The 15,760-nt window shown below is 36.9% G+C and carries 11 protein-coding genes; 7 read left to right on the forward strand and 4 right to left on the reverse strand.

All coding sequences use genetic code 11. The annotated features are described in order from the left end of the window. Window positions 1–67: 67 nt before the first annotated feature. Window positions 68–466 (reverse strand): response regulator, encoded by a 399-nt coding sequence (locus tag AN486_RS18600; RefSeq protein ID WP_053537856.1) that lies wholly within the window; start codon window positions 464–466, stop codon window positions 68–70. 218 nt (window positions 467–684) lie between these two features. On the opposite strand from AN486_RS18600, the gene AN486_RS18605 reads away from it, so the two are divergent. From AN486_RS18605 to AN486_RS18615, 3 genes are all read left to right on the forward strand, one after another. After that, on the forward strand, window positions 685–3,228 hold the full coding sequence (locus AN486_RS18605) for a DNA topoisomerase (ATP-hydrolyzing) subunit A (RefSeq protein ID WP_168636290.1): 2,544 nt from the start codon (window positions 685–687) through the stop codon (window positions 3,226–3,228). Window positions 3,229–3,478: 250 nt separating this feature from the next. Beyond that, the gene (locus tag AN486_RS18610; RefSeq protein ID WP_168636291.1) at window positions 3,479–3,892 is read left to right on the forward strand and encodes a hypothetical protein; all 414 of its coding nucleotides are present in this window, start codon (window positions 3,479–3,481) and stop codon (window positions 3,890–3,892) included. Window positions 3,893–3,910: 18 nt separating this feature from the next. Next, entirely contained in the window at window positions 3,911–4,804 is an 894-nt protein-coding gene (locus tag AN486_RS18615) for an alpha/beta fold hydrolase (RefSeq protein ID WP_290601966.1), read from the forward strand. Window positions 4,805–5,127: 323 nt separating this feature from the next. On the opposite strand, the gene AN486_RS18620 is transcribed toward AN486_RS18615, so the two are convergent. Both AN486_RS18620 and AN486_RS18625 read right to left on the reverse strand, forming a co-directional pair. Then, entirely contained in the window at window positions 5,128–6,150 is a 1,023-nt protein-coding gene (locus AN486_RS18620; RefSeq protein ID WP_290601968.1) for an AAA family ATPase, read from the reverse strand. Continuing rightward, the gene (locus AN486_RS18625; RefSeq protein ID WP_290601970.1) at window positions 6,147–7,280 is read right to left on the reverse strand and encodes a DUF262 domain-containing protein; all 1,134 of its coding nucleotides are present in this window, start codon (window positions 7,278–7,280) and stop codon (window positions 6,147–6,149) included. The genes AN486_RS18620 and AN486_RS18625 overlap by 4 nt, the downstream gene beginning before the upstream one ends. 107 nt (window positions 7,281–7,387) lie before the next feature. Here AN486_RS18625 and AN486_RS18630 point away from each other — a divergent pair, with 107 nt between their 5' ends. From AN486_RS18630 to AN486_RS18645, 4 genes are all read left to right on the forward strand, one after another. Then, the gene (locus AN486_RS18630; protein WP_284080091.1) at window positions 7,388–7,768 is read left to right on the forward strand and encodes a transposase family protein; all 381 of its coding nucleotides are present in this window, start codon (window positions 7,388–7,390) and stop codon (window positions 7,766–7,768) included. Between the two features lie 29 nt (window positions 7,769–7,797). Further along, on the forward strand, window positions 7,798–8,310 hold the full coding sequence (locus tag AN486_RS18635) for a transposase family protein (protein ID WP_290601988.1): 513 nt from the start codon (window positions 7,798–7,800) through the stop codon (window positions 8,308–8,310). 518 nt (window positions 8,311–8,828) lie between these two features. Beyond that, a complete protein-coding gene (gene uvrA / locus AN486_RS18640; protein WP_290601974.1) occupies window positions 8,829–11,771 on the forward strand; it encodes an excinuclease ABC subunit UvrA in 2,943 nt (980 codons plus the stop codon). Between the two features lie 119 nt (window positions 11,772–11,890). Beyond that, window positions 11,891–12,508, forward strand: coding sequence for a PIN-like domain-containing protein (locus AN486_RS18645; protein ID WP_168636296.1), 618 nt, complete (start codon window positions 11,891–11,893; stop codon window positions 12,506–12,508). 500 nt (window positions 12,509–13,008) lie between these two features. On the opposite strand, the gene recG is transcribed toward AN486_RS18645, so the two are convergent. Next, window positions 13,009–15,474, reverse strand: a complete 2,466-nt coding sequence (recG, locus tag AN486_RS18650; protein ID WP_290601977.1) for an ATP-dependent DNA helicase RecG — start codon at window positions 15,472–15,474, stop codon at window positions 13,009–13,011. Between the last annotated feature and the right edge of the window lie 286 nt (window positions 15,475–15,760).

The following is a 15,760-nucleotide window of genomic DNA, read 5'->3' on the forward strand; positions in this document are numbered from 1 at the left end:
GAGTAGGGGGAGTAGGGGGAGGAGTTTTACTGATGACAACTGACAACTGACAACTGACAACGAACAACTATCCTTGTGGTAAAAGAGCCATAATTTGGTCAATAAACAGTTGGTGATCGACTACAGGCTTAGAAATATAACCATCAGCACCACTTTGGTTCAAAAAATTCTCCCGATCGCCTTCCATCGCGTGTGCTGTTACTAAAATCACTGGTAAGTTAGCTGTTAGTGGGTTAGACTTTAACATTTGTGTAATTTTGATGCCATCAACAGACTTACCTTGGTATACACTATGTGATAGGGACACATCCATCAAAATCAGGTCAATTTCATGGGATTGAGCTATTTTCATCACCTCATCTACATCTTCTGTATGTTTTACCTCCACCCCCCCACGTTTACTCAGTATTTTAGAAAAAACACGAGCATTAATTAAATCATCTTCAACAATTAGAACAGTTTTCATAAGATTTCATACTAAATAGGGCTAACATCTGATCAAAATCTATTGTATTTTTAATAATCCATAAGCATAGATCACATCAAAAATAATACTACTGCTTTTTCTCATCATGAGTATCAAGATTATGTGAGTATTTCTATTTGATCATCCGTTATGCTGTAATTTTAGAGCGTGTTATCTTCTAGCGGCTGTTGTGTAGTGAAAATTCAGGGAAAAACCTCATGGCAAAACAGTTAAACCTTCTCTCCAAGGGACAGGTCATCACCACCGCCCTGCACACCGAAATGCAACGGTCATACCTAGAATATGCCATGAGTGTGATTGTGGGGCGAGCCTTACCAGACGTTCGAGATGGATTAAAACCAGTACATAGGCGCATCCTATATGCCATGCACGAATTGGGTTTAACACCAGATCGACCTTATCGAAAATGCGCCCGTGTGGTGGGAGATGTTCTCGGTAAATATCATCCTCACGGCGATCAATCAGTTTATGATGCATTAGTTCGGTTAGTCCAAAACTTTTCCAGCCGTTATCCCCTACTCGGTGGACATGGTAACTTTGGTAGCGTGGATAATGATCCACCAGCAGCCATGCGTTACACAGAAACCCGTCTTGCACCTGTGGGACATGAAGGAATGCTGGCGGAAATTGCCGAAGAGACAGTGGAGTTTACTGGCAATTTCGACAATTCTCAACAAGAACCAACCGTACTCCCCGCTCAATTACCATTTTTGTTACTGAATGGTTGTGCGGGAATTGCTGTCGGTATGGCTACAAATATTCCCCCCCACAACTTGGGAGAAATCGTTGATGGCTTAATCGCCTTAATTGACAACCCAGATTTAACAGATGAAAAATTATTTCAATTAATTCCCGGTCCAGACTTTCCTACTGGTGGGGAAATTGTTGATCATGGTGGCATTAAAGAAGCCTATACCACTGGCAAAGGTGGTATTGTCATGCGCGGTATCGTCACAATGGAAGAAATTCCCGCCACCAGGGGAACTAAACGCCGCACAGCATTAATAGTCACAGAACTGCCCTTTCAAGTTAATAAAGCTGGATGGATTGAAAAAATCGCCGATTTAGTCAATCAAGGTCGGTTACACGGAATTTCTGACATTCGAGATGAGAGTGACAGGGAGGGAATGCGCGTAGTTATTGAACTCAAACGCGATACCAACCCCCAAGAATTGCTCCAGCATTTGTATCACCAAACAGCTTTACAAACCACCTTTGGCGCGATTCTCTTAGCTATAGTTGACGGACAACCCCGCCAACTAACATTACGGCAACTATTACAGGAATTTCTCAAGTTTCGAGAACATACCCTCAACCGTCGCTACAGTTACGAATTAGAAAAAGCGGAAAATCGGGTAAATATCCTGGCAGGATTGTTAAAAGCTTTAGCAAACCTAGATGATGTTATCGCTATATTACGACAAGCCCCCGATGGCAGTACAGCCAAGATGACACTTTGTAGCCAGCTAGATTTAACGGAGGTACAAGCAGATGCTATTTTGTCTATGCCATTACGTCGTCTCACTGGTTTAGAACAGCAAAACTTACAACAGGAATTTGACCAACTTAACCAGGAAATTAGCGTATTGCGAACATTACTGGCAGACAGACGGGAATTACTCAAAGCCCTGAAAAAAGATTTGCGAACTCTCAAACGGAAATATAATGATCCTCGACGGACGAAAATAGTTCACACTACAGAAAAACCAGTTTCCGAAGAGAAAGGTAAAGCTAAACCAGCAGCAGTAGCCGCAGCAGAAAATTCTCCAGCAAAAATCCCCACTCCTAAACCGGAACAACCCCCAGAAGAAACCATTTTAGAAGTTACCCAACGAGGTTATGTCCGGCGAATTTCCCCCAACAGTAAAAAAACAAAAGGGGAAAATGGCTTGCTAGATCATGATTTCCTGATCCAAACTGAATTAACTAATACTCACAAAGACCTGTTAATCCTCACCAGCGGTGGTAAAGTTTACCCGATTACGGTGGGAGATATTCCCCTAACTACTGGACGTAGTTCGACTTCGCTCACTACAAGTTCAGCGCGAGGAACGCCATTGATTACGATGCTTACCAGTACCGCCCAAGGTAACACGGAAGCTATCATTACCCGGTTCTTGCTGCCAGAAAAACCCGAAACCTTGGAAATGGTTTTGTTAACTAAGGAAGGACGGATTAAACGCCTATCTTTATCAGAATTTGTGAATCTCTCACGGCGCGGAATTACAATTTTGAAGCTTAAAGATAATGATGAATTAGCGTTTACCCAATTCCTCAGCAGCGGAGAACATCTAACTTTAGCGAGTTCTAGCGGTCGTCTACTCAGGTTTCCCGTTAATGATGAACAACTACCGATTATGGGTCGGGCTGCAATGGGGTTACAAGCTTTCCGCCTTTTGAAAAATCAGCAAATGGTTGGTTGTGTCAATGTCAGTAAACATCATCAATTATTGTTGGTGACTGAGGAAGGATATGGCAAAATTATGGCTGCAAATCAGTTGAGGGCGGCGAATCGGGGGGATTTAGGAATACAACTTTTGAAATTTAATAATAAAACGGACAATTTAGCGGCTATGGTTCCCGCAAAACCAGGTTCAGAGGTCGCATTATTAACAAATAAGGAGCGAGTAATTCGCGTATCGGTAGATGCAGTTCCTAATCTCAACAAAGATAGTAGGGGTGAAAGTATTTGTCAACTTAACAGGGATGAGAGGATTATTAGTGTGGTGGAGGTAGAGTAGGGTTATAAGAACCCCACCCCCATCCCCCTCCCCGCAAGCGAGGAGGGGGCTATGATGTAAGTAATTGGGAAATCGCTGTAAACTAAAATTTACTAAAAAATTTTCGGGTTATTTAGTCATCAAAAGACAACTTTTGCTATGAGACTGGGAATTCATTCCCAGGCGGGTTAAAGGTTTTTTGTCTACGGAATTTGTATGGTTATATCACGTAAGCTAATCGCCGGATGTTTTTTAAACATTTTCTAAAATTATGCCTCTTAAACTCACTGATTGGGATCAAGATTTACCAATAGAACAAGATGAAGAATATCAAGCCTTTATTCGTACACTTCAGTTTACAGAAGGCTTTGGTATATTATTTGTGCGTTGTTCTCCGGCCGGAGGTGAACAATTAATTAGTCAAGTAAAAGCAGATATTCATAATCAAAATATAGAAGTGATCAAATTAGATAAAGATGTGACTAATTTATATGAAGTAATTGATAAATTACCTAACAAAAACAATATCAATATATTATTTATTACAGGCTTAGAGTCTTCATTTTATAAATACGAAGAAGCCAAAACTTTAGCAGGTTGGACTAGTCGAGAAACTCATCTACGTTTTACGTTTTTTCAGGAAGCCCTAGATAAACTCTGGCAATATGCTGTATATTTTTATTAATTGAAATTTGATAGAAAAATGACAACTACAACTGAGCATTTACAAATTTTAGAAAAACGGGTTTGGATTTGGAGAGATTACCAAATTCAATATACTGTAATGGGTACAGGACAGCCTTTGGTACTAATTCACGGTTTTGGTGCGTCCATTGGTCATTGGCGCAAAAATATCCCGGTTTTGGCTAATGCTGGTTATCAGGTGTTTGCCTTAGATTTGTTGGGATTTGGTGGTTCTGATAAAGCTGTTATAGATTATAGCATGGATGTGTGGGCAGAATTATTAAAAGATTTTTGCAATGCACATATTCAAACACCAGCAATATTTATTGGTAATTCTATTGGCGCTCTTTTAAGTTTAATTCTTTTAACAGAATATCCAGAAATTGCGGCTGGAGGGGTCTTAATTAACTCTGCTGGTGGTTTGAGTCACCGTCCCCATGAATTAAATCCAGTTTTGCGAGTTGTAATGGCAACTTTTAACAAATTAGTGGCTAACCCAGTTACAGGTAAATTCGTTTTTAACCGTATTCGTCAAAAATCGCAAATTCGCCGGACTTTATATCAAGTATATAGCGATCGCACTGCTGTGACAGATGAACTTGTAGATTTACTTTATAGCCCATCTTGTGACCCAGGAGCGCAAGAAGTTTTTGCTTCTATTCTCACTGCACCTCCCGGTCCTAGTCCAGAGGAATTATTACCGAAGTTGGAATTTCCGTTATTAGTAATTTGGGGTGCAGAAGATCCTTGGACACCAATTACCGGCGCAAATATCTATGAAGCAGCGCGAGAAAATGGTCAAAATATTAAAGTTGTTCCTATTCCCGGCGCTGGCCATTGTCCCCATGATGAAGTTCCAGATATTGTGAATAGTGAAATTATTGATTGGTTAGGACAGGTAATTGATAATTAGTGATTTCTTAAACAGCAGAAGTTCAATAATTAGGCTATAAATCTCATGTAACTCCAGTAAATAGTGGAATAAAACATTGGATATTATGGATATAAGTCTATTTAGAGACTTCCAAATAAAAAAATGTCCCAAAACTGATGCAAAAATTCTCTCTCTGTGTACTCTGTGCCTCTGTGGTTCGTTTCTTGGGATAATTTATTTCTTGGAAGTCTCTTATTGAATTTTAATACCAATATAGCCAATCATAATTTCAGTTGGTTTTAAAGGATAAAAATACAATCTCCATGCACCCGGAGTCATGCGAATATGCAAACTAAATAATCTTACTTCTCCGTTAGAATTTTAATTTCATTCATTTGACTTTGTATTTCAAAAAAGTGTAATTGTACATCTTCTGGCTTAATTTTACCACCATGAACAGCAATTCTTATACCATTTAAAATATGATCACTATGACTTTCAAGAATTATCTGAATCCCATGATTTGCAGATAAAGCTAATAATTGACCTAGTTGTGATTGTCCTTGAGGGTGAAGATGAGATTCAGGATTCTCAATAATTATCATTGTTCCTGGTTTAGAGGAAAGAATTGCTGTTAGAATGGGTAAAGAATAAGTGACACCAAAACCTACATTAAAAGGAGAATATTCTTTACTAACTCCAACTTTACTAACTCCAAAAGAATATTTTATTGTCATTGCATTGGCAACTTGTCTTATGTTAATATTAATATTGGGACTAATTTCTCCCATCCAAGCATCAACTTGATCTTTTAAACTTTGAGATTTACTGCAAGGATGACTTAATTCACTAATGGGAATATCTTGATTACCAAATTCATATAAAAAATGTGCCGTATATTCTCCTTTTTTACCTATTTGTCTATGTTTAACAACATCATTTTCAGATAAAGGATAAGATTCCTCTGGTGTAATTCTTTCTGCACCTAAATAGTGAAAATTATCATTAAATAAATTAAATTGATTAACTTGAGCATCATTAATTATTAATGCAATCGGTAGCACATTACTACTAGGAGAATCATAATCAAAATTCCAGATTGTTTGCTGATCATTTTCCCAAGCAATTCCAAAGCTAATTAATTCTTCTTCCGCATTTTCATATAGAGCATCTTCAGCAGTACCTATATAAGCTATCTTATTATCAAGTTTTATCCCATTATTAGGTAAATAATCTGTTATATAAGCATAGCGTAATAAAACTAATGATTGAATTATAGAAGATTTACCTGTACTATTTAAACCAGAAATTAAGGTAAGAGGTTTAAAATCAAAATTTTCATCTGCAAATGCTTTGAAGTTTTTTAAATGTAATTTTTTAATCATGACAATATACTTTGAATAATTCCTTGAATATGCTTAAATCGCTCTTTGACGATGTTAGCATCTCCAGCACTTTTATATAAGATACTATCAAACTTACCATTTTCTTGTTCTTTTAATAAAACTTTAAGTAAATCTTCTTTTCTTTGTTTAAGAATATTGATTTCCTGATCATTTAATTTAGCCAGGTTAATTGACCATGCTTCCAGTAGTGCTTTATTGATAGGATATCTTGGTTTCTCTCTTGGCTTCCTAAATGCTTGTCCCTCAAATAAATCATAAGCAAGATTCATGATTAACAAAAATCTTTGTTTAATGTTCTCTATTTCAGAATCATCCATTTGATTCATTTCGGTCATTTTTTTATCTAAAAAATAATCATAATCTTTGAAAGTCAGGTTATCTATATTACTTGTCATTAAAGATAAAACTTTTAAAATACATTCTTGATCAATCATCCTTTTATCTTTAATTCCCTTATCTGTTGTTTTTTTAAATTCTGGAGATTCAGAAAGTTCTTTTAATAAATTTGTGATTTTATTTGAAGAGTTTTTAGCATAACGCATTTCCTGAGCAGAAAGTGCAGTTCCTCCTTGATTAATCCGTTTAAATATATTAAAAGTAATTTCGGGTGATGTTCCTCTTAAAAGTAAATATACTGTTAGTTTTGTTTCTTTAATTCTTCTTTTCCACCGAGGTGTAAGTTCCTGATATTTTTTACCATGTAAATCAGTGAAAAAATCTAATCCATTCAGATTAAAACTTTGATCAGTGACAAATTCCTTAAATGTTGTTATTCTTTGGATTCCATCTATGACTAACCATTGATCATCATTAGTTGCATCAATATAAAAAGCAGGTAAAGGAATTTGCAATAAAAGAGATTCAATTAACCGACTTTTTGCAGTTTTAGTCCAAATACCTTCTTTTCGTTGAAATTCAGGTGCGATCATTCGATGATTATTTAATCTGTCCAGAATTTGCTGTACGGTCATGATATTAGTTCCCATACTAATGCAAGTCGGATCAAATCCTTGAGAAAGCGTTGGTTCTTCTTCTTCCTCTTCAATATCTATATCTTCCTCATATTCTGAATTAATATTATTTTGTTGCAAATAGTTTGTTTCTGTCATAATTATATTCTTAAATTATTGCTTGTACTTCCTCTACTAATAGACATCTCCAAAATAGTAACATTTTATGGTAAAAGAATATAATAATTAGTTTTCAATAGGAAAATATGAGTTTAATACTGAATCACATTGAAGAGAATCATAAAGAAACACAAAGATTAATTGGTCTAGATTATGAGCAGCTACAAAAATTAATTCAAAAGCTCGAACAATTACACAATGAAAAACAAGATTTACTAGAATCAAATAAAACTAGAATCATTGCAGGTGGAGGTGGTAGGAAACCTAAATTATCGCTCCCAGAACAAATAATTTTGACTTTGGTTTATCTCAGACATCTAACTACATTTCAACTTCTGGGTATTCAGTTTGGTGTAAGTGAATCTACAGCAAATAGTACATTTAATTATTGGTTGCCACTACTAAGAGAGTTATTACCATCTAGTTTAATAGAACAAGTAAAAAAAAAGAATCTGACTATGAAGTAGTTAAAGAGATACTCACAGAGTATGAGTTAATTGTAGATAGCTATGAACAGGTCAGGGAAAGACCTGGAGACAATGAAGAGCAAGAAAAATATTACTCTGGGAAAGAAAGTAAACATACATTTAAAAGTCAAATAATTATCTTGCCAGATGCCAGCGATATTGTTGATATTATAGCTGGTGAACCTGGACCAAAAAGTGATATAACTTTATTTCGAGAAAACCGCGATAACTTTGACCCAAAACAAAAATTTAAGGGAGATTTAGGTTATAAAGGAGAAGATTTAATTGACACTCCAATTAAAAGACCAAGAAATGGAAAGTTAACAACAGACCAAAAAAAAGAAAATACGGAATTTGCATCTAAACGAGTATTTGTTGAACACAGAATTCGTTCTATAAAAATATTTCGAGTTGTTCGAGAAAGATTTAGGTTAAAACCTAAAAAGTATGAACAGGTAATTTTAACAATTTGTGGATTAGTTAGATTACGAATTGGTTCACTCATATTACCAGCAGAAATAAACCCTGTACTATCAGTTTAAAATTCATGCACATAACTACATCTTTTTGCCTTGTTACTATCAATAAATATCTCAAACACCTATTTTATCGTATTAACTAGCTAATCTGCAATATTTGAAAATGCAGCTTAGAAGCTAGTCACAAAGCGACTTTGACTATTTTCGGAGATGTCTAATGTATTTTTGCCCTCGACGGGATACCAAAATAAATCTCCAGCTACAAATACATTTGGAGCATTAGCAAACAGATAGTCTCAGTTTTGCTGAATTTCTACAAGAATAGGAAACTGAATTGTGTTATTTGCCACCAGTTGTCCGTCACAATCTGAGTAAATGACCTCTAGCTGGGCTGGTGCTGCGATTTGTGAAACCATAACTCTATCCTCGGCAAGATTTTTTCTGATTATCTACTAAATCAAGAAAATATAAAGTGATATCCTGGTTAGGAAATTAAGATGATTGATACTTTACTATAACCTGAGTAAAGATAGTATTATTAAGGATTGTTTCACTGTGTAATCTTTCCTTAGCCTGTCAATATGTCAGAAAATCTAGCTGCTTCTTTAAACGATGTGCTTCCAAACGCTCACAATAGCCAAAATACTATCCGCATTCGGGGTGCTAGGCAGCATAATCTGAAAAATATTGATTTGGAATTACCCCGCGATCGCCTGATTGTCTTTACTGGCGTTTCTGGTTCGGGTAAGTCTTCTTTGGCGTTCGATACCATTTTCGCCGAAGGTCAACGCCGTTATGTGGAATCTCTCAGTGCCTATGCTCGGCAATTTTTGGGACAGTTGGATAAACCCGACGTTGAAGCAATTGAAGGTTTAAGTCCGGCAATTTCCATTGACCAAAAATCAACTTCCCATAATCCCCGTTCAACTGTGGGGACGGTGACGGAAATTTATGATTATTTGCGATTGTTGTATGGTCGGGCGGGTGAACCTCATTGTCCCATGTGCGATCGCTCTATTGCCCCTCAGACCATTGACCAGATGTGCGATCGCATCATGGAACTTCCCGACCGTACCCGCTTCCAAATTCTAGCCCCTGTAGTCCGGGGGAAAAAGGGAACTCACCGCAAATTAATTTCCGGTTTAGCCGCCCAAGGATTTGTCCGCATTCGGGTAAATGGAGAGGTGCGAGAGCTATCAGATTCCATTGAGTTAGATAAAAATAACACACATACTATAGAACTGGTTATTGACAGATTAGTTAAGAAAGATGGTATTCAAGAGCGTTTGGTAGATTCTCTAGCAACTTGTCTTAAGCAATCTAACGGAATTGCCACAATTGAGGTATTAAAAGATACATTGGACAAGATGGCGCTGGAGCGGTCTGATAGTAAGTATATAGCAACTGAGGCAGAAAATCAAGGTATTTCCGCACAAGAATTACCCACAGAAATGGTATTTTCGGAAAACTTTGCTTGTCCCGAACATGGTGCGGTAATGGAAGAATTATCGCCCCGATTGTTTTCTTTTAATTCCCCTTATGGTGCTTGTCCCCATTGTCATGGGATTGGGACTTTAAGAAGATTTTCCCCGGAATTGGTTGTCCCTAATCCAGATTCGCCCATGTATGCAGCGATCGCTCCTTGGTCAGAAAAGGAAAACTCCTATTATTTGGAGTTGTTATATGCTGTGGGGTTGAATTATGGCTTTGAGTTACAAACTCAATGGGGGAAGTTGACACCGGAACAGCAAAAAGTTGTCTTGTATGGGGAAGAGAAACGAACCACAGAGGCGCAGAGGTCGCAGAGTTTTAAGGGTGTAATTCCCATTTTACAAAGACAGTATGAAGGGGGAACGGAGTTAGTTAAACAGAAATTAGAAGAATATTTAATTGACCAACCCTGTGAAGTTTGTGGTGGGAAAAGATTAAAACCCGAAGCCTTAGCTGTGAAGTTGGGACAATATGGGATTTTAGATTTTACCAGTGTTTCCATTCGGGAATGTCGGGAAAGAATCGAAAAATTAAAATTGAGTGCTAGACAAACTCAAATAGCTGATTTAGTTCTCAGAGAAGTTAAAGCCAGATTACAATTTTTATTAGATGTTGGCTTAGATTATCTCACCTTAGATCGTCCCGCCATGACATTATCAGGTGGAGAAGCCCAACGCATTCGATTAGCCACACAAATCGGTTCAGGACTAACAGGAGTTCTTTACGTTTTAGATGAACCAAGCATTGGGTTACATCAAAGAGATAACGGAAAATTACTCAAAACATTAACCAAATTACGCGACTTAGGAAATACCTTAATAGTTGTGGAACATGATGAAGAAACTATCCGCGCTGCTAACTATATAGTTGATATTGGTCCCGGTGCAGGAATTCATGGGGGAAATATTATTTCCCAAGGCAGTTTTGAGGATTTACTCAACGCAGAAGCATCTTTAACTGGTGCTTACCTATCAGGAAGAAGAGTGATCACTACCCCAGCTAAAAGACGAGAAGGAAATGGCCGCGCCTTAACTATTAGAAATGCCCATCGTAACAACTTACAAAATATAGATGTAGAAATTCCCTTGGGAAAACTTGTCTCCGTTACAGGTGTTTCTGGTTCAGGAAAATCTACCTTAATTAACGAATTACTTTATCCAGCCTTACAACATCATTTACTGAAAAAAGCTCCCGCACCCAAAGACATGGATGAAATCAAGGGTTTAAACTGCGTTGATAAAGCCATTGTCATTGACCAATCACCCATTGGGAGAACTCCCCGTTCTAACCCTGCAACTTACACCGGAGTTTTCGATATTATTCGTGATGTCTTTTCCCAAACCGTAGAAGCCAAAACTAGAGGTTACAAACCTGGACAATTTTCTTTTAATGTCAAAGGTGGACGTTGCGAAGCTTGTAGTGGACAAGGTGTAAACGTTATCGAAATGAACTTTTTACCTGACGTTTATGTGCAATGTGAAATTTGCAAAGGTGCGAGATATAACCGGGAAACTCTCCAAGTTAAATATAAAGATAAATCAATTTCTGATGTTTTGAATATGACCGTTGAAGAAGCATTAGATTTTTGTCAAAACATTCCCAAAGCCGTAACTAGATTACAAACTCTATTTGATGTTGGTTTGGGTTACGTGCAATTAGGACAACCAGCCACAACCTTATCCGGTGGAGAAGCACAACGGGTGAAATTAGCCACAGAATTATCTCGACGTGCCACAGGAAAAACACTTTATTTAATTGATGAACCCACCACAGGTTTATCTTTTTATGATGTCCACAAATTGTTGGACGTTTTACAAAGATTGGTAGATAAAGGCAATTCAATTTTAGTGATTGAACATAATTTAGATGTAATTCGTTGTTCTGATTGGGTGATAGATTTAGGACCAGAAGGAGGAGATAAAGGCGGAGAACTGATTGCTGCGGGAACGCCAGAAGAAGTGGCAAAAAATCCGCGTTCTTATACTGGTCAATATTTACAGCAGGTATTAGCACAATATCCAGCAGTGGGGTGATTTTTTCTCATGCAAAGAGGCAGAGGAAAGAGTACGAAGAGAGGACTTTGCTGGGAGTTCCTCTTTTTCAGTTACGTGTTATAGTTGTATTTATACAAATTACACTTTAAGCATATATTATGCGTGATTTATTCCCTGGCTATTATCAGCCTACAAAAGAAGAGTTTACTGAACTATGGAAGGAATGTGTTTTTTCTTTTGATACAAATGTTTTATTACATATTTATCGTTACTCTCCTAAAACAAGAAAAAGATTGTTTGATATTCTCCAAAAGCTTCAAGAAAGAATTTGGATTCCACATCAGGTAGTTTACGAGATTCATAAGAATCGCTTAACCGTAATATCTGATCAGTCATTAGCTTATAAAGACATCGAAATTATTTTAGAGAAGAATCTAACTATAGGCTCATTAAAAGAGCAGCTATTCAAGAAGTATAAAAGGCATCCTTTTATTGATATAAAGCAAATTATCGAAGAAATTGAAGGAGCTATTACTAAAACAAAAGATGATTTACAAGCTGCAAAGCAAGAACATCCTGATTTTCAAGAAAATGATGAACTGTGGAATCAATTAATAGCCATTATAAATGGTAAGGTCGGATATAGAATTGCAAATATTTACCACAGCACAAAGCTTGTCTATGTATACAAAAGGAGAACTACAAAGAAAACTGCAAGTTATAAAAGAAGAGCAAGCTTGGCTCAAAATAGAACTAAAACGATTCAAGTTAAATGAAGATAAATTTGATATTACTCCTATTAGCACATTACGAGCTTATGACAAACTTATAACCCTACAAAAAGTACAAAGTCTTGTGGAAGAAAAACTAGCAGAATTAGAATAGATGAACCTAAAATTTAAAAACTCTTAATCCCTTTTCCTTCTTCCTCCCTCTTCCTTCGTGTCCTTTGCGTCTTCGTGGTTCAATTACTACCCACCCTCAATATCAACGGGAAAATATATGACTAAAAATAATTTATTTACCCGCAAAAAACTCCAGCTATTATTAGCAATTCTGAGTTTCGCTACTTTTTCCCTTTTACCTATTCTCCCATAAAAAGCCAAAAATATCCCCTTATCTGTAGGTTGGGTTGACGCAAGGAAACCCAACATTAAGAACTTTCAACAGCTACAAACGAATAATTTAAGTTAGAAAATATGAGATTTCACGACATATTTACCACTACTGATTTTGGATACATGATCAAGGATTTATAAAACATCCTCTAAGAAAATTACGTCAAAATTGCTCCCCCCATTAACCGCTCATACCTATACCTTAACTCATCCTGCATTAATGGCCAACGCGCCAAACTTGCATCCATATCAATCACTTTTTCTGCTGCTTGTCGCGCTAACAGCAAAATGTCCTCATCTTCCACCAAACTAGCTAAAGTAAAATCTGCTACACCAGATTGACGAGTTCCCATCACCTCCCCAGGACCGCGAAACCGCATATCCATTTCCGAGATAAAAAACCCATCTTGGGACTGTTCCAACACCTTCAAACGTTGTTGAGCATCAGGGCTTCTGGTACTACTCATTAATAAACAATAGGATTGCGCTGCACCCCGTCCCACTCGCCCCCGCAATTGGTGCAATTGTGATAAACCGAATCTTTCCGCGTGTTCAATCAGCATAACGGTGGCATTAGGTACATCCACGCCCACCTCAATCACAGTCGTAGAAACAATGATTTGAGTTTCATTATCACGAAATTTATTAATTGCTTCTTCTTTTTCGGCTGAAGTCATGCGTCCATGCAATAACCCAACTTGAAAATCAGGAAACACACTTTCTTGTAACTTCTGATGTTCATCTACAGCCGAACGCAAATCTAATTTTTCTGATTCTTCTACCAAAGGTAAAACTATATAAACTTGTCTACCTTGGGCAACTTCTCGGCGGATTAAATCATAAGCTTGGGGACGTTGTTGTCCACTTAACATCGTGGTTTTAATTTGTTGTCTTCCTGGTGGTAATTCATCAATTTGACTAACATCTAAATCCCCATGTACAGTTAATGCTAATGTCCGAGGAATGGGTGTAGCTGTCATCGTTAAAACATGAGGTTGTTCGCCTTTTTGCTGTAACTTTGCTCTTTGTTGTACACCAAACCGATGCTGTTCATCTATGACAACCAAACCCAAACGTTGAAAATTAACTTTATCTTGAATTAAGGCGTGTGTTCCTACCAATAAAGGTAATTCACCTGTTTCTAACTGGGAATGAATTTCTCTTCTTTTAGCTACTTTTGTCGAACCTGTTAATAATTCGACTGGTAAATGGAGGAGATTAAACCAACTTACTAATTTACGATAATGTTGTTCTGCTAATACTTCCGTAGGAGCCATTAACGCCGCTTGATAACCTGATTGAATTGCTGCCAAAATAGCAATAACAGCAACAACAGTTTTCCCTGAACCAACATCACCTTGGACTAAGCGATTCATAGCTACAGGTTTTTGTAAATCGGTGAGAATTTCATTCACAACTCTCTGTTGTGCGCCGGTTAATTGAAAAGGGAGAATTTCGTCGAATTGTTCTAATAATTTGCCTGTGGGTGCAAGTATGGCACTGGTTTGAATTTCTCGCGCTTTTTTTTGCCGTTGCAGTAAGCCAAGTTGTAAGTAGAAAAATTCATCAAATACTAACCGACGACGGGCAATTTTTAAAGAGTCACTATCTTTGGGAAAATGAATATTAGGAATTGCCTCTTTCAATTCCATCAAAGCATATTTTTCTCGTAAACCTTTAGGCAAAGGATCTTTTAAATTTACGGCTGCCGTTAAGGCCTTCATTACAGCCTGTCTGACTGTATTAGCCATTACTCCTTCGGTCAAGGCATAAATAGGGACAACTCGCCCAATAGTTAAAGAATCAATAGGATCTCCTGGATTTGCCAAAACTTCTAATTCTGGATTATCCAAAGTTAAACCATATTTACCACCTTTGACTAATCCACAAGCTGCCAACATACTACCTACAGGATAGTTGCGTTTTAAACTTTCTTGCCAACCACGACTACTAAAACGCGCACCTGCGTAAAAACGGGTAACTTTAATTTGTCCGGTATTGTCTTTTAAAATTAATTCTAAAATTGATAACTTCTTATTTTTAGGACTGGTGAAAAAATTAAATCTTTTGACGGTCGCTATGATAGTTACTGTTTCCCCCCCTTCTAATTCACTAATATTCACCTGACGGGCATAATCAATATGATCACGAGGATAATAAAACAGTAAATCCCGAATAGTATGTAAATCCAACCGCGCTAAACTATCAGATTTTTTAATGCCAATTTCTGGTAAATCTCTAAGTTTTTTATCCAGTGTTGGTGCTAATTTTTTACTAATTTCGGCAACAATTGGCGTGGTGGGATGTTGGTTTTTAGATTCGTAATTTATTTTGGTTTCTTCTGTTTCTAGTTCTTGTTGAAGTTGATTTAGATATCTTCTAATTTCTGCTACTAAGTGTTGTCTTTCTGGTAATGTTAAATTTGGATAGTTGGCAAATTCCATTCCTACTTGATGCCAGCGGGGTCTTTCTTTTGGTGGTAAGGCAGTTGGGAAATTACCAAAAGTCAAACACAGAAATTCACTAAAGCGATACTGCTTACCTATTAAATCTATAAAGCCTTTTTCTGCCTCAAACGCCAAGGCTTTATTTAATCTTATCCAATCGGGTATTTCATTAGTCATTAAACATCTCCAAAATACTAAAATTCCTCTTTTATTCTCGTTTATCTAGTCTACGCTTATATAATTCAGTACACTTTTAATTATAGGTTCATGACTATTGACAATAGATAGAAAATATAATAAGACAAAATATATATCATGTTTTGATAAAAAATATCCATTAAAAATAATAGAGAAAGTCCAGCGCAAGTATAGCACTTTTGAGCAAATATAATAAAACCTATCGATCTAGGTCAGAACATCCGCTAAAAATATAGGTTTTTCTCGTTCCCATACTCTGTATGGG

This window comes from Anabaena sp. AL93 (assembly GCF_001672085.1).
Classification (GTDB): Bacteria; Cyanobacteriota; Cyanobacteriia; order Cyanobacteriales; family Nostocaceae; genus Dolichospermum; species Dolichospermum heterosporum.